Source organism: Pengzhenrongella frigida, assembly GCF_004168625.1.
GTDB lineage: Bacteria > Actinomycetota > Actinomycetes > Actinomycetales > Cellulomonadaceae > Pengzhenrongella > Pengzhenrongella frigida.
Genome location: NZ_SDWW01000028.1, coordinates 1 through 14,954, shown reverse-complemented (window position 1 = coordinate 14,954; position 14,954 = coordinate 1). Strand labels below are relative to the sequence as shown.

Sequence of the window (14,954 nt, the reverse complement as noted above, 5' to 3'; positions counted from 1 at the left end):
GACACGCCCGCGCCGGAACACCCCGACCCGGGTCAGGCGAGGACGGCGAGGGCGCCGGGGTGGATCTCGGCGCGCAGCGGGAGCGGGCCGAGGCGCTCGCCGTCGGCGAACGCGGCCGGGGGCAGGCCGCCCAGGCGCAGGTCCGACTCGATGAGGACCGAGCGGGACCGGAACACCTGCACCGCGGGGTGACGGACGTGCCGGCCGGCGTACATCCCGGGGAAGATCCGGACGACGCCGAGCTTGGTGAACGGCCCACCGACGACGACGTCGAGCAGCCCGTCGTCCATCACGGCGTCCGGCGCGATCCGGATCCCACCGCCGAAGACCGACGAGTTCGCGACGGCCACCAGGGTGCCCGCGGACTCCCAGACGGCGTCGTCCAGCGTGACCTTGTAGCCGTAGGGCGTGAACCCGCCGAGCTCGGCCGCGACCGCGCGCACGTACCGTGCACTCCCCCGCGGCCAGGTCATCGTGTTCGCGCGGGCGTTCACGGCGGCGTCGAACCCGCACGACAGCACGCCGAGGAACCACTCCCGCGCGCTGTAGTCGGGCGGGCCGGCGCTCACCGCGTCGATCCGCCGGGGCCCGTCCGTCAGCCCGTGCTCGATGGCGCGCACCGACGCCGCGACGTCCGACTGCGGGAGCCCCAGGGCGCGCGAGACGTCGTTGCCGGTGCCGGCCGCGACGATCCCGAGCGGGAGGTCCGTGTCGGCGACGACGTTCGCCCCCAGGTGCGACATGCCGTCCCCGCCGACGACGACGATCGCGTCCAGACCGGCCACTGCCGCGTGCCGGGCGCGGGCGGTGGCCTCGGCCAGGGTGGGCGCCGACAGGTCCTCGATCGTGTGGCCGCGCCGGCGGAGCGCCGCGAGCACGGCGGATCCGACGTCGGCGCCTCGCCCTCGACCAGCCGTCGGGTTGATCACGACACCGAGATGGCTCACGCGTCGTCCGCGCCGGCGGCGAGGTCGTCGTCGGCGAGCCCGTCGGCCAGGTCCGCAGCCCGGGCCCGCTTGGCCGCGCGTCGGTCGAGGTGGAGCGTGATCCCGACCGCGATGAAGTACAGGGTCGTGATCGGGACCGCGAGCACGAGCATGGAGATCGCGTCGCCCGTGGGCGTCGCGACCGCACCGAACACGAACGACAGCAGCACGGCGACCCGCCAGCCCCCGAGCCAGGTGCGTCCGGCGACGATGCCGACCTTGGTCAGCCCGACCATGATCACCGGCAGCAGGAAGCCCGCGCCGAACGCGAGCACCATCCGCATCACGAAGGTGAGGTACTCCTGCGCGGAGATGAGGTTGGTCGAGTCCGCGGGGGTGAACCCGGTGAGGACCCCGACCGCCTTGGGAAGGAGCCACCAGGCGAGGAACGCCCCGGTGAGGAACAGCGGAACGGCCGCACCCAGGAAGCCGACCGTGACCAGCCGCTCGCGCCGGGTCAGGCCGGGGGTGATGAACGCCCAGAGCTGGTAGACCCACCACGGGCTGGAGATCAGCACCCCGACGAACAACGACACCTTGAGCTGCATGTCGAACGCCGACAGCACGCCGCTGAAGTTCAGCGCGATCAGCTGGCCGCGCTCGGAGTTGAGGTCCACGACCGGTGCCTGCAGGATCGCGAACACCGTCGGATAGACGATCCACCCGGCGATCGAGCCGATCACGAGCCCGATCGCGGCGAGGCCGAGGCGCTTGCGCAGCTCGATCAAGTGCGCACGAAGAGGCATCCGGCCTGCGGCGTCCTTGCGCTGCCGGGTGGGGCGTGCGTTCACTTCCGGCTCAGACCTGCTTACGGTCGTTGTCGTCCGCCGGCTGTGCGGGCGTCACGGGCTCGGTGTACGCGACGGCGGGCGGCGCGGTCGGCGGCGGGGTGTACGCGACGGGCGCCGGTGCGACGGGGGCCGGGGCGGAGGCAGGCGGAGCGGCGGACGTCGGAGCGGCCGCGGTCGGATGGTCGTCGTCGTTCAGGTCCTTGACCTCGGACTTGAGGATCTTCATCGACTTCCCGACGCTCCGGGCGAGGTCCGGCAGGCGCTTCGCCCCGAAGAGCAGCAGGACGACGAGCACGATGAGGAGGATCTCCATCGGCTTCAGGTTTGGCATGACGACCATCCTTGTCTTGGCACTGGGGCCATCGTATCTCTGCGGCCGTGAACGATCCCGGCCGTCGAAGGCGCATGTGCTCGGTTCAGCGACAGTACCCGCGCCACTGCGCGATCGTCTGGTCGTGGCGCTGCTGGCGCACCGCCCGCCGACGGTCCCGTGCCGCGCGCAGCTCGGCGCGGCGGGCGAGCGGGACGGCGCGGACGGTGAACAGGTCGTGCGTCACGGCGAGCTGCTGCCCCGCGGCGGTGAGCTCGTCCGTGCGGACCGCGAAGGTGCTGGCCAGATCCCCGGCGCGGCCGACCTCGACCAGCAGCGCCTTGCCCTTGCGCCACAGGTCACGCCCGAGCAGGAACCCGCCGCCGAGCGTGGCGAGCACGAGGACCGACCAGACCGTGAACCAGAGCATGCGGTCAGGTTAGCGGGCTGCGGGCGTCGGTCAGGCCCTCGAACGGACCGAGCTCGGCGTAGGCGGCCAGGGCGGTGCGGGCCGCCTGGGCCGCATCCGCCGCCACCCGCGCCGGGGTGACCGAGCGGACGTCGTCGGCCACGCGCAGCAGCAGGTGGCGCAGCCACGCAGGGTCCGCCACCCGCAGCGCGACGCGGAAGTCGCCGTCGGGCAGGTTCTCGACGCGTTCGACCGGGACCTGCTCGGCGATCCATCGGGCCCGACTGGCGAGCTCGAGGGTGACCAGCTCGTCGTCGGGGTCGGGGGCGAACGTCGCCGTGTGCGCGCTCACCTGATGGGTGGCCGCGGGGGTGTCGAGCACCTCGGCCGCCAGGATCCGGTCGACCCGGAACAGGCGCTCGTCGCGCGCCCGGTGGCACCAGGCCTGGAGGTAGGAGTGCTGGTCCTCGGTGAGCAGTCGGATCGGGTCGACGTCGCGCACGCTGGTGACGTCGGCCGCGGTGACGTACCGCAGCCGCAGCCGCAGCCCGCGCACGACGGCCTCGCCGAGTGCTGCGAGCACCACGGGCGCGCCCTCGACCGCCAACCGGACGTCGACGGCGGCGGCCGCCTCGCCGGTCGCGGCCGTGAGCTTGTCGAGGGCCGAGGTGAGCACCGCCGTGCGGCCCGCGTCCAGGCCGGGGGGCAGCACCGCGCGCATGGCTCGCAATGCCGCGATCAGCGCCACGGCCTCGCGGGTGCCGAGCCGCAGCGGGCTCGTCATCCCGCGGGACTCCACCAGGCGCACCACGCCCTCGTCGTAGGACGCGGCGTCGAAGTCGATGAGGTCGTGCGGCCAGTACCCGGGCGTGCCGGTGACCCACAGCGTGTCGATGTCCTCGACCACCTGGTGCGTGCTCACCCCGAACTGGTCCGCCAGCTGCTCGAGGGGCACGCCGGCGTGCCGGTCGAGGTAGGTGATCATGCCGAGCATGCGCAGGAGCCGGTCGCTCGCCTTCTCAGCCACGAGCATCTCCGGTCTCGGGGGTCTCCAGCGGTGCGGGCAAGGCGAGCGCGGCCGTGTCGGGCACGGCGGAATCGGGCGCGGCGACGTCGAGTGCCGCGACGTCGAGCGCTGCGGCGGCGCGCAGCCGCTGCAGGACCGCCGCGCGCAGGTCGTGCGGCGCGAGGACGACGACGGCGTCGGCGTAGCCGGCGACCTCGTCGGCCAGGTCCGTGGTCGAGGTGAACGGGATCTGCACCACGTCGCGATCGGCCAGTGCGGTCGCGCGGGCTTCGGGTGCCAGGCCGATGGCGTCGGCGGCGGTCTCGGTGGCAAGGGCGGTGGGGGCGGTGGCGGTGGGGGCGGTGGCGGTGGCGGTGGGCTCGGACGAGACCGCGCGGGCCCGCAGCGCGCTGGCCCGCTCGGGACGCAGCGCGAGGGTGGCGATCCGCACCGGGTCGGCCGGTCGGCCGGAGAGCACGGCCGCGGCGTCGAGATCGGTCGGGATCGCGTACGACCCGGGGGCACCCACGGGACGGACGGCGCCCTCGAGCCGGCTCAGCCGGAACGAGCGGGGGGCGTCGCGGTCCCGGTCGCGCCCGACGACGTACCAGCCGCCGCCGCGGGCGAGCAGCCGCCACGGCTCGACGGTGCGCTCCCCCACCTCGCCGGTGTTGGCCGCCCGGTAGGTGAACCGGACCGCCTGCCGCGCCTGGACGGCGTCGAGCAGCGGCCCGAACGCCTCCCCCGCGGCCCGCACCCGCGGCGCGAGCCCCGCCACCAGGTCGGTGCCGCCGGGCTCCGCGGCGACCGCGCGCAGCTTGGTCAGGGCGCGCTGCGCGTCGGTGCGCAGGGACTTGTCCTGCCAGAACCCCGCCGCGAGCGACAGCACCCCGAGCTCGGCCGCGGTCAGCTCGACCGCCCGCAGTGCGTACGCCTCCTGGTCGATGCGGTAGCCGACGTCGTCGCTGTGCCCGCTCCCGGCCACCGTGAGGATCGGGATCCCCAGCTCGCGCAGGGTGTCCTTGTCCCGTTCGAACATGCGCTCGAAGGCATCAGGGGTGGAGGCGTCGGCGTATCCCGCGACGGTGGTGCGGATCTGCTCCTTGGTCAGGCGACCGGCCGTGTTGACCAGGGCGATGACGAGGTTGAGCAGCCGCTCGGCGGGGTGCAGGTGATCAGGCATCGGGCACCACGGTAGTGGCCGGGCGGGCCCGCGCCGGCCGGTAGCGTGGCCGGGTGATCACGTGGCGAGCAGGAGTGGTGGTGTCCCGCGGTGCGGCGTGGACCGGAGCCGTCGAGGTGCAGGTCCGGCTGGAGGGCGCGCCGGGGGCCGACGACGCGGCGGAACCGGTGGTCCTGCCCGCGGGGACCGAGGTCCGCGCGCTGGCCTACCCCAGCCTGGTCGGCGACCCGGCGGTCGGGGACCGGGTGCTGCTGAACGTCTCGGCGCTGGCCCGGGGGCTCGGCACGGGCGGGTACGCGCTCGTCGTGGCCCTTCCGGACGCACCGCCGCCCGACCCCGCCCCGGGTCCGGGCCACCTCGTCAAGGCGCGTTACACGCCGCTGCAGGCGCTCGTGCTGGGCGTGGACGAGCAGGAGTCCGCCCACCACGCGACGTTGCGCGACGCCGACGACCTCGCCGGGATGCCCGTCGTGGTCGCCGACCTGCACTCGGCCCTGCCCGCCATCATCGCCGGCGCTCGGCACGCCGCCGCGCTCGCCGGGCGACCCGCCCCGAAGATCGCCTACGTCCTGACCGACGGCGGCGCCCTGCCGGCCTGGTTCTCGCGGACCGTCGCCGGTCTGCGGGCCGCGGGCTGGATCGCCTCCTGCCTCACCGCCGGGCAGGCGTTCGGCGGGGACCTCGAGGCTGTCACGGTGCACACCGCGCTGCTCGCGGCCCGGCTCGTCGTCGGCGCCGATCTCGTGGTCGTCACCCAGGGGCCCGGGAACCTCGGCACGGGCACGCGGTGGGGCTTTTCCGGGGTGGCCGCGGGTGAGGCGATCAACGCCGTCGGCGTCCTGGGCGGCCGACCGGTCGCGGCCCTGCGGGTGTCCGGGGCGGACCTGCGCGACCGGCACCTCGGGATCTCGCACCACTCCCTGACCGCCTACGGGCGGGTCGCGCTGCTGCCCGCCGACGTCGTCGTGCCGGTGTTCGAGCCCGGCCCGTTCGAGGGCCTCGCAGACAGCGACGGCGTCCCCCCGCTCGAGAGCGGGTCGCTCGATGCGCTCGGCGCGCGGGTGCACCAGCAATCCCTCGCCCTCGGCACGCCGGTCGGGCGGCACCGGCTGGTCCCGGTCGAGGCCGGGTCCGCGTTGCTCGCTGCGCTCGCCGCCTCACCGGTCCGGCTGTCCACGATGGGGCGCGGGCTCGCCCAGGACCCGGCCGCCTTCCTCACCGCCGCGGCCGCCGGCGTCCACGCTGCTCGCCTGCTGTAGCGGCGCGCCTGCTGGGGCGGTCAGTCGTTCTGGGCCGTGCGGGTGTGCAGCGCGACCAGGGTCGCGAGCCGGCTCGCCTCCGCCGCGGCGAAGTCGCCGTCGGCCCGCTGGATGCCCATCACGGCGAGCGTGTCGCCGTCGGCCAGGTCGAGCTGAACCCAGGGACGGCCCTGGCCGAACCGGACCGAGACGACCTCGGCCCACTCGACCCGGCGCGAGAGCATGAGGTTGCGGACCGCGATCCCGTGCTCGTCGACCTGCGCGCGCACCCCGGCCTGACGCCAGCAGAACCAGACGATCGCCCCGCCGACCAGCGCGAACCCGACCAGGTCGGGAACGCCGTACTCGCCGGGGATCGTCAGCACGAGCGCCGGTGTCGCCACCGCGACGACGACCCCGAGAACGAGCGCCACGACCCGCGCGAGCCGCGGCCGGAACGGCGCGTGCAGCGCGCGCCGGGCCGCGTCGCGCGGGTCGGCGGGCACCGTCAGAGCCGGCAGGCGTGGATCGAGGTGACCAGGATGGCGCGCGCGCCGACGTCGTACAGGTCGTCCATCATCCGGTTGGTCTGGTCGCGGGGCACCATCGCCCGCACCGCCGCCCAGTCGCGGTTGTGCAGCGGCGACACCGTCGGCGACTCGAGGCCGGGGGTGATGGCGATCGCCCGGTCGACCTGGTCGACCGGCACGTCGTAGTCCATCAGGACGTACTGCTGGGCGACGAGCACGCCCTGCAGGCGGCGCATGAGGGTGTCGAGCCCGCTGGTCACCTCGCTCGCACGCGGGCGGATCAGCACCGCCTCGGACACGAGGATCGGATCGCCGAACACCTCGAGCCCGGCGCCGCGCAGGGTCGTCCCGGTGGACACGACGTCGGCCACGACGTCGGCGATGCCCAGCTGGACGGCCGACTCGACCGCGCCGTCGAGGCGGACGACCTTGGCCGTCACCCCGTGCGCGGCGAGGTGGTCGGTCACGAGCACGGGGTAGGACGTGGCCAGGCGCAGGCCCTGGATCTGCTCGATCGACCCCACGCGCGCCGGCGGCGCCGCGAACCGGAAGGTCGACCCGGCGAAGCCGAGCGGCAGGTGCTCGACCGCGTCCGCCCCGGAGTCGAGCAGCAGGTCCCGGCCGGTGATCCCGGCGTCGACCGTGCCCGACCCGACGTAGACCGCGATGTCCCGCGGGCGCAGGAAGAAGAACTCGACGTCGTTGTCGGGATCCTGCAGCACGAGCTCACGCGGGTCGCGACGCTGGCGGTAGCCGGCCTCTTTGAGCATGGTGACGGCGGGCTCCGACAGGGAGCCCTTGTTCGGTACGGCGATGCGGAACACGAGGATCCTCACGAAGAACGGTGACGGACGGGAGCGAGCGCCCCGAGGGGCGGATCGCGCGGGTCACGCGCCCACCGGGCCGAGCGGCCGGGCGGGCAGCGCGTTGACGAAGGTCTTACAGGAAGCGGTAGACGTCCTCGAGGGTGAGGTCGCTCGCGATCATCATGACCTGCAGGTGGTAGAGCAGCTGCGAGATCTCCTCGGCCGTGCGGTCGCGCCCCTCATGCTCGGCGGCCATCCAGACCTCGGCGGCCTCCTCGACGACCTTCTTGCCGATGGAATGCACGCCGGCATCCAGCTCGGCAACCGTGCGGGACCCGGTCGGGCGGGTAGCGGCCTTGTCGGCCAGCTCGGCGAACAGCGACTCGAACGTTTTCACGGCCCCGAGTTTAGACGCCGCGGCAGGCGGCCCAGCGCGGCCGGCCGGGGCCATCCGTCAGCCCACCGCCGCGGGCGATGATTCGGCCGCCGGGTCGATCGACGGACGCTCGGCCCGCTGCGCCCGCAACCACACCGTGAAGCCGTACGCCACGACGACGGCGTACACCAGGTACAGCACCGCGGACGGGTAGTACCCGGCGCGCAGCAGCAGCGGCACCCCGACGGCGTCGACCGCGATCCAGATCAGCCAGAACTCGGTCCAGCCGCGGGCCATCCCGTAGGTGGCGAGCAGGCTGCCGGTGAAAATCCAGGCATCCGCCCAGGGCCCGTAGGAGTCGAGGGCCCGGAAGATGTAGGCGAAGACGACCGTCCCGACGACCGCGACCGTGCCGATCTGGATCCAGCCGGTCCGGCCGGCCCAGCGCGGGATCACCGCAGGCCCCTCTCCCCCGCTGGCCTGCCGGGTGCGGCGCCACTGAACCCAGCCGTAGACCGAGACGACGATGAAGAAGACCTGTCGCCCGGCCTGCCCGTACAGGTCGACCGCCTGCGGGGTGCTGAACACTCCGCCCAGGAAGACGGTGAACAGCAGCACGTTGGCGGTGATCCCGACCGGCCACGCCCAGATCTGGCGTCGCATCCCCCCGATCGCCGAGGCCAGGCCGAACAGGTTGCCGATGATCTCGCGCCACAGGATCGGGTGCCCGGCGATGGTGACCTGCGCGTCGAACAGCCAGCCGAGCAGCCCCATCAGATCCCCCGGAGGGCGACGACGGTCGCGACGGCGGCCTGGGCGGCCTCGGCCCCCTTGTCCTCGTGCGAGCCGGGCAGCCCGGCCCGGTCGAGGGCCTGCGCCTCGTCGTCGCAGGTGAGCAGGCCGAAACCGACCGGCACACCCGAGCGCAGCGCGACGTCGGACAGGCCCTGGGTCGCGGCGGCGCAGATGTAGTCGAAGTGCGGGGTGCCGCCCCGGATCACGACGCCGAGCGCGACGACGGCGTCGGCCCCGTGGTGCGCGGCGCGGGAGGCGGCCACCGGGAGCTCGAACGAACCCGGCACGCGCACCTCGCGGACGTCCGTCACGCCCGCCTCGGCCAGCGCCCGGCGGGCACCGGCCAGCAGGCCGTCCATCACCACGGTGTGCCAGCTCGCCGCGACGATCGTGACGCGTAGCCCCGTCCCGTCGACGTGGCTCGTGGGTGCTCCGGTACCGCTCATGCGGGGGTCTCCTGGGTGCGGACGGGGGTGGCGGGAACGGCGGGGATGCCGTGCGGTGCGGTCGTCGGACGCGTGAGCACGTGGCCCATCTGGTCGACCTTGGTGTGCAGGTACGCGGCGTTCTCGGGCGTGCGACCCACCTCGAGCGGGATCACCTCGATGACGTCCAGCCCGTGGGCGCGCAGCCCGAGGGCCTTGGCGGGGTTGTTGGCGAGCAGCCGCAGGCGGTGCACGCCGAGGTCGGCCAGGATCGCCGCGGCGGCGCCGTACTCGCGCCGGTCGGCCGGCCAGCCGAGGTCGAGGTTCGCCTGCACGGTGTCGCGCCCCGCGTCCTGGAGCGCGTAGGCCTCGATCTTCGACAGCAGCCCGATGCCCCGTCCCTCGTGCCCGCGCAGATAGACGACGACGCCGCCCTCGGCCGCCGCGCGTTCCATCGACGCCTCGAGCTGGGGTCCGCAGTCGCAGCGCAACGACCCGAACGCGTCCCCGGTGAGGCACTCGGAGTGCACGCGGACGATAGGGGCGTCTCCGAGCGGGTGCGTGGAGACGAGCGCGAGGTGGTCGGCGCCGGTGCGCAGGTCGCGGTAGCCGTGGACGCGGAACTCGCCGTGCCGGGTGGGCAGGGTCGCGCTGCTGCCGCCGTGCACCCGCGGTATCCGCGCGGCGGCGTCGACCTCGACGGTGGGCGGCAGGTCGTTGTGCGCGCGCCGCCACACGATCAGGTCGGCGATCGTGAGCAGCACCAGGCCGGTGCGCTCGGCGACGGCAGCCACCTGCGGGAGCCGCATCATCGAGCCGTCGTCGTTCACCAGCTCCGCGATGCCCGCGACCTCCGCCAGCCCGGCCAGGCGGCACAGGTCCACGGCCGCCTCCGTGTGCCCCGCGCGGTGCAGCACGCCACCCGGGACCGCGCGCAGCGGCAGCACGTGGCCGGGACGGATGAGATCGACGGCGCCCGACGCCGGATCGGCCAGCACCCGCAGCGTGCGGGCCCGGTCGTGCGCGGAGATGCCGGTGGTCACGCCGCGGGAGGCGTCGACCGTCACGGTGTACGCCGTGCGCCGCGGGTCCTCGCTGCGCGGCACCATCAGCGGCAGCTCGAGCGCGTCGGCGCGTTCCACGGTCATCGGCGCGCACAGGTACCCGGACGAGTGCCGGATGGTCCAGGCGACCCAGTCCTCGGTCGCCGAACCGGCGGCGAGGATCACGTCCGCCTCGTTCTCCCGGTCGGGCGAGTCCGCGACCAGGACCGGGCGACCCTGCCGCAGCGCCTCGAGGGCTTCCTCGACGGTGCCGAGGTGGATCTGCTCGGGGTCGAGCCCGATCTCCGCGGGATCCAACGGCGCGTTCATCGCTGGGCCACCGTTCCGGTCACGAGCAGTCGTTCGACGTATTTTGCGATGACGTCCACCTCCAGGTTGACGGGGTCGCCGACGGCGAGGGTGCCGAGCGTCGTGGCGGCGAGAGTGGTCGGGATGAGGCTCACGCCGAAGGTGTCCGGACCGACGTGCGTGACGGTGAGGGAGACCCCGCTGACGGTGATCGACCCCTTTTCGGCGACGTACCCGGCGAGCTCGATCGGCATCGACACCACGAGGTCGTCCCAGCGCGCACCGGGCTCGCGGCTCACGATCCGGCCGACGCCGTCCACGTGCCCCTGCACGACGTGACCGCCCAGCCGCCCGTCGGCGCGCACGGCGCGTTCGAGGTTCACCGGGCTGCCGGCCACGAGCGAGCCGAGCGCCGTGCGCCGCAGCGACTCCGGCATGACGTCCGCCGTGAACGTGCCGTCGGCGAGGTCCGCGACCGTGAGGCACACCCCGGCGACCGCGATCGAGTCCCCCCGGGCGGCGTCGGAGGTGACAAGCGGCCCCCGGACCGTCAGCCGCGCGTCGCCGTCGGCCGAGCCGTCGGCCGCGGCGTCGATCGCGACCACTCGGCCGACCTCTTCGACGATCCCTGTGAACATCAGCGCGACTCCTCGGTGGTGGTGGCCGGTGCGCGCGAGGCCCGCACCGGGGTGGACACGATCAGGACGTCCGGTCCCAGCGGTACGGGTTCTCGCGGGACGAAGCGCAGCGCCTCGCCGATCGAACCGACGCCGAGGTCGCCGACGGCGGTCAACCCCGTCCCGAGCAGCACGGGCGCGACGTAGGTGTACAGCTCGTCGACGAACCCCCCGCGCAGGAACGCCGTGGCGAGCATGGGGCCGCCCTCGACGAGCAGGTGGCGGACCTCGCGCTCGTGCAGCGCGGCCAGCACCGCGGCGACGTCGTGCGTGCGCAGGTGCACCAGCTCGCCGCCCGGGCCGCGCAGCCGCGCCCCGGCCGGGACCTCGCGGTGCCCGACGACGACCCGCAGCGGCTGGTGCCCGGTCAGTCCGCCGGCCGCGTTCCGGGCGGTGAGGGACGGGTCGTCCGCGGCGACGGTGCCGGTGCCCACCGCGATCGCATCGACCTCGGCGCGCAGGCCGTGGGCGTGCTGGCGGGCCACCTCCGAGGTGATCCAGCGGCTCGAACCGTCGGCGGCGGCGATGCGCCCGTCGATGCTGACGGCGAGCTTGAGTGTGACGAACGGCCGGGCGCGGTCGACCGCGGCGAGCCAGTGCTGCAGCAGCGCGCGCCCCTGTGCCTGGCCGACGCCGACCGCGACGTCGACACCGCCCGTGCGCAGGTGCTCCGCTCCCCCGGCCGCCTGCGGGTTCGGGTCGGGCACCGCCACCACGACGCGGGCGATCCCGGCGTCGAGCAGGGCCTGGGCGCATGGCCCGGTCCGGCCGGTATGGTTGCAGGGTTCGAGGGTGACGACCGCCGTCGCGCCGCGCACGTCGACCCCGGCGCCGAACGCGCTGGCGAGGGCGGCGGCCTCGGCGTGCGCGGTCCCCGCGCCCTCGTGCCAGCCCTCGGCGAGCACCCGGAGATCGCCGTCGACCGGGCCGGTCAGCCCACGGTCGGGGGCGCCGAGCAGCACGCAGCCGACGCGGGGATTGGGACCGAACGCGGGACCGCGGCGGGCGAGCTCGAGGGCACGGTCCATGGCGGCGCGCTCGGACGGCATCGTCCGGGGTGATGCGCCGTACGAGTGTGCGGACTGCCTGGCCATGCCACCTCCGGAGTGCCTGAGACGGCTCCGGGGACGGATGGGCGGCGCGGGGCTCGTTGGAGCCCGCGAAGCCACGGTGCGACGGCCGAGGCCGAGCACACCGCCACGTACTTCCTCCCATCCGGACTTTCACCGTCGGTCCCGGAGTTTCACCAGGTCAACCGCGCTCCACCCTCGAGAGGGTCTTGCGCGGGTCGCGGACTGTCACCGCCGGCTCGGAATTGCACCGACCCCGGAGCACGTGTGTGTTCTTGCCCTCGATCATGCCACAGCGGGTTGTCAACTCCCCCGGACGTTCCGCCCGGGCCGCTCCGGTCCGGCCGATCGTCGCCCGCTCGGGTCCGTTCCGCCGGACCGCTCCGCTCCGGGCCGCTCCGGTTCGCCCGACCGCTCCGCTCCGGTCCGCCCGCTCCGGTCCGCCCGCTCCGCTCCGGTCGGTCCCGTCCGCCCGACCGCTCCGGTCTCAGCGCAGTTCTCAGCGGATCCGGTGCGGGGTCCGCGCGGACTGCTCTGAGAAGTGGGTCAGTGGCGATGGGTCGAGGCGTTCGCGAGGGCGCGCAGGGTGTCGATCTCCGCCGGGATGCTCGCCGCGCCGTAGACGGCCGAGCCGGCGACGAACACGTTCGCGCCGGCGTCCGCGATCCGCTCGATGGTGCTGCGCGAGACGCCGCCGTCGACCTGGACCCATACGTCGAGGCCCGCTTCGCTGATCGCCGCACGCGCCCGACGAATCTTCGGCAGCGTGCCCTCGATGAACGACTGGCCCCCGAACCCGGGCTCCACCGTCATCACGAGCAGCATGTCGATCTCGGACAGCAGGTCGAGGAACGGTTCGACCGGGGTCGCAGGCTTCAGCGCGAGTCCCGCGCGCGCGCCGAGGCGCCGCAGCTCACGGGCCAGCCGTACGGGCGCCCGCGCGGCCTCGGCGTGAAAGGTGACCGACGCCGCCCCGGCCTCCGCGAAGCCGGGCGCCCACCGATCCGGGTCCTCGATCATCAGGTGCACGTCGATGGGTATCGGCGAGACCTCGACGAGCCGCGAGACCAGCGGGAGCCCGAGGGTCAGGTTCGGCACGAAGTGGTTGTCCATGACGTCGACGTGCGCGTAGTCCGCGGTCCCGATGGCCGCCAGATCGCGTTCGAGGTTGGCGAAGTCGGCGGACAGGATGCTCGGGTTGATCAGGGCGGCCATGCGCCCACCGTACTGGGACCGGTCGCCCGTCCCCGGCCACGCCCGCCCGGTCGCACCCCCGTCCCCGGCCACGCCCGCCGCGCGGCGCGACCGACCGGTGCGGACAGCCGCGTCTGTGACTTCTGGTGCGGGTGGGGAGGGTGAGGCGTCGCACTCACCCCGTGGAACACACCTGTCCCACGCGCGGCTGTCAGCACCGCCGACCCGCGCCGGCCCACGCCAACCATGCGCCGACCCGCGCCGGCCGGCCGGCCGAGACTTGCTACGCGGCGGCTAGACCGCTTCGTCGACGGCGGTTCCCTCGAGGGCGCGCCGCAGGAGCGTGAGGTGCATCGCGTCGGTGCCGTGCACGTGCGGCCAGAGCTGGATGTCCGGCCGGTCACCGAGCGGGATGTTCTGGCCGGCGATCCGGCGCACCGCGGGGCGCGCGTCGATCACCTCGACGTCGGCCCGCTTGCGCAGCACGTCCTTGATCACGAGCTGGGTCTCGGCCAGGTGCGGCGAGCAGGTGACGTAGGCGACGACGCCGCCCGGTCGCACGGCGGTCAGCGCCGACGTCAGCAGCTCCCGCTGCAGTGTGCCGAGCTGCGCCAGGTCCGACGGCGTCCGTCGCCAGCGGGCCTCCGGCCGTCGACGCAGGGCACCCAGCCCCGTGCACGGCGCGTCGACCAGCACGCGGTCGTAGCTGCCCGGCTCGTCCTGCCCGACGATCCGCCCGTCCCCGGTGCGGATCTCCTCGATGGTGTCGCGCGGCAGCGCCGCCAGGGCGTGCTCGACCAGGCGCACCCGGTGCGGGGTCACCTCGTTGGCGACGAGTCGGGCTCCGCGCTCGTGCGCGACGGCGCCCAGCAGCGCGGCCTTCCCGCCCGGGCCCGCGCACAGGTCCAGCCACCGGGAGTCGCTCTCGCCGAGCAGCGGCGCCACGGTCAGGGCGAGGGCGACCAGCTGGCTGGCCTCGTCCTGCACGCCGGCCCGGCAGTCACGCACCGCGGGGATGACCCCCGGGTCGCCGCCGCTGAGCACGACGGCGGTCGGCGTCCAGTGCCCACGCGTCCCGGCCCCGCGGGTCTCCTCGACCAGGTCACCGGTGCGGATCAGCCCCGGCCGGGCCACGAGCGTGACCTGGGGTGCGAGGTTGTCGGCGCGCAGCAGGTCGCCGAGCTCCTCGGCGGACCGACCGTTGCCGACCAGCGCCTCGCGCATCGCCCGGGCGACCCACGCCGGGTGGCTCTCGGTCACGGCCAGGCGGGCGACGACGTCGGTCCCGGCCGGGTCGGCGACCTCGCCGATGCGCTCGAGCCAGGTCTCGAGCGACTCGCGCCCGACCGAGCGCAGCACGGCGTTGACGAACTGTCCGCTGCCGACGCCGGTGCGCTCGCGCGCCAGCCCGACGGTCTCCGAGACCGCGGCGTGCGCCGGGACCCGCATGCCGAGCAGCTGGTGCGCGCCGAGGCGCAGCAGGTCGAGCACGGGCGCCTCGATCTTGTCGAGCGTGCGGGCCGCACAGATCTCGATGATCGCGTCGTACCGGCCGCGCAGCCGGAGCGTCCCGTAGGCGAGCTCGGTGGCGAACGCCGCGTCGCGGCCGGAGATCCCTCGGTCCCGCAGCAGCGGCGGCAGGACGAGGTTGGCGTAGGAGTCCGACTCGTCGACGTCACGCAGCACGTCGAACGCGGCGTTGCGCGCGAGGTCCGTCCCGCGACGGCGGTCGGCCGGCGCGGCCGCGGTGTGGTGGCCCTGGCCGGATGCGCGGGCCGCGCCCCGCTCGCGCCCGCGGCTGTCGCG

The 14,954-nt window shown here is 74.5% G+C and carries 17 protein-coding genes and 1 riboswitch; of the genes, 1 reads left to right on the top strand and 16 read right to left on the bottom strand.

Annotated features, from left to right (window positions below; genetic code table 11):
* Positions 1-32: 32 nt before the first annotated feature.
* From EUA98_RS12130 to EUA98_RS12105, 6 genes are all read right to left on the bottom strand, one after another.
* Positions 33-947, bottom strand: a complete 915-nt coding sequence (locus EUA98_RS12130) for a diacylglycerol/lipid kinase family protein (RefSeq protein ID WP_130102949.1) — start codon at positions 945-947, stop codon at positions 33-35.
* The gene (gene tatC / locus EUA98_RS12125) at positions 944-1,777 is read right to left on the bottom strand and encodes a twin-arginine translocase subunit TatC (protein WP_350339496.1); all 834 of its coding nucleotides are present in this window, start codon (positions 1,775-1,777) and stop codon (positions 944-946) included. Before tatC ends, EUA98_RS12130 begins: the two co-directional genes overlap by 4 nt.
* A 7-nt stretch (positions 1,778-1,784) precedes the next feature.
* Positions 1,785-2,108: a Sec-independent protein translocase subunit TatA gene (gene tatA, locus EUA98_RS12120; protein WP_130102948.1), complete on the bottom strand. Its 324-nt coding sequence runs from the start codon at positions 2,106-2,108 to the stop codon at positions 1,785-1,787.
* A gap of 85 nt (positions 2,109-2,193) precedes the next feature.
* Positions 2,194-2,517 (bottom strand): hypothetical protein, encoded by a 324-nt coding sequence (locus EUA98_RS12115; protein ID WP_130102947.1) that lies wholly within the window; start codon positions 2,515-2,517, stop codon positions 2,194-2,196.
* 4 nt (positions 2,518-2,521) lie between these two features.
* On the bottom strand, positions 2,522-3,523 hold the full coding sequence (locus tag EUA98_RS12110; RefSeq protein WP_130102946.1) for a helix-turn-helix transcriptional regulator: 1,002 nt from the start codon (positions 3,521-3,523) through the stop codon (positions 2,522-2,524).
* Complete coding sequence (locus EUA98_RS12105; RefSeq protein WP_130102945.1) at positions 3,516-4,685, bottom strand: helix-turn-helix transcriptional regulator; 1,170 nt, start codon at positions 4,683-4,685, stop codon at positions 3,516-3,518. Before EUA98_RS12105 ends, EUA98_RS12110 begins: the two co-directional genes overlap by 8 nt.
* A 53-nt stretch (positions 4,686-4,738) precedes the next feature.
* Here EUA98_RS12105 and EUA98_RS12100 point away from each other — a divergent pair, with 53 nt between their 5' ends.
* Positions 4,739-5,944, top strand: coding sequence for a DUF3866 family protein (locus tag EUA98_RS12100; RefSeq protein WP_130102944.1), 1,206 nt, complete (start codon positions 4,739-4,741; stop codon positions 5,942-5,944).
* 20 nt (positions 5,945-5,964) lie between these two features.
* Here EUA98_RS12100 and EUA98_RS12095 read toward each other — a convergent pair whose 3' ends face one another.
* From EUA98_RS12095 to EUA98_RS12050, 10 genes are all read right to left on the bottom strand, one after another.
* Positions 5,965-6,429: a PH domain-containing protein gene (locus tag EUA98_RS12095; protein ID WP_242511438.1), complete on the bottom strand. Its 465-nt coding sequence runs from the start codon at positions 6,427-6,429 to the stop codon at positions 5,965-5,967.
* A gap of 2 nt (positions 6,430-6,431) precedes the next feature.
* Positions 6,432-7,277 (bottom strand): ATP phosphoribosyltransferase, encoded by an 846-nt coding sequence (gene hisG, locus EUA98_RS12090; RefSeq protein WP_130102982.1) that lies wholly within the window; start codon positions 7,275-7,277, stop codon positions 6,432-6,434.
* A gap of 115 nt (positions 7,278-7,392) precedes the next feature.
* Positions 7,393-7,656, bottom strand: a complete 264-nt coding sequence (locus EUA98_RS12085; protein ID WP_130102943.1) for a phosphoribosyl-ATP diphosphatase — start codon at positions 7,654-7,656, stop codon at positions 7,393-7,395.
* Positions 7,657-7,713: 57 nt separating this feature from the next.
* Positions 7,714-8,409 (bottom strand): nicotinamide riboside transporter PnuC, encoded by a 696-nt coding sequence (pnuC, locus tag EUA98_RS12080; RefSeq protein WP_207219073.1) that lies wholly within the window; start codon positions 8,407-8,409, stop codon positions 7,714-7,716.
* The gene (gene ribH, locus EUA98_RS12075; protein ID WP_130102942.1) at positions 8,409-8,876 is read right to left on the bottom strand and encodes a 6,7-dimethyl-8-ribityllumazine synthase; all 468 of its coding nucleotides are present in this window, start codon (positions 8,874-8,876) and stop codon (positions 8,409-8,411) included. Before ribH ends, pnuC begins: the two co-directional genes overlap by 1 nt.
* On the bottom strand, positions 8,873-10,228 hold the full coding sequence (ribA, locus tag EUA98_RS12070; RefSeq protein ID WP_130102941.1) for a GTP cyclohydrolase II: 1,356 nt from the start codon (positions 10,226-10,228) through the stop codon (positions 8,873-8,875). Before ribA ends, ribH begins: the two co-directional genes overlap by 4 nt.
* The gene (locus EUA98_RS12065) at positions 10,225-10,845 is read right to left on the bottom strand and encodes a riboflavin synthase (RefSeq protein WP_130102940.1); all 621 of its coding nucleotides are present in this window, start codon (positions 10,843-10,845) and stop codon (positions 10,225-10,227) included. The genes ribA and EUA98_RS12065 overlap by 4 nt, the downstream gene beginning before the upstream one ends.
* Positions 10,845-11,978 carry a bifunctional diaminohydroxyphosphoribosylaminopyrimidine deaminase/5-amino-6-(5-phosphoribosylamino)uracil reductase RibD gene (gene ribD, locus EUA98_RS12060; RefSeq protein WP_242511437.1) on the bottom strand — a complete coding sequence of 378 codons (1,134 nt, stop codon included), beginning with the start codon at positions 11,976-11,978 and terminating at the stop codon, positions 10,845-10,847. The genes EUA98_RS12065 and ribD overlap by 1 nt, the downstream gene beginning before the upstream one ends.
* A gap of 103 nt (positions 11,979-12,081) precedes the next feature.
* Positions 12,082-12,223, bottom strand: a riboswitch (FMN riboswitch).
* 277 nt (positions 12,224-12,500) lie between these two features.
* Positions 12,501-13,169, bottom strand: coding sequence for a ribulose-phosphate 3-epimerase (gene rpe, locus EUA98_RS12055; protein WP_130102939.1), 669 nt, complete (start codon positions 13,167-13,169; stop codon positions 12,501-12,503).
* 273 nt (positions 13,170-13,442) lie between these two features.
* On the bottom strand, positions 13,443-14,954 hold a 1,512-nt coding region (locus tag EUA98_RS12050), incomplete at its 5' end, for an RsmB/NOP family class I SAM-dependent RNA methyltransferase (protein ID WP_242511436.1).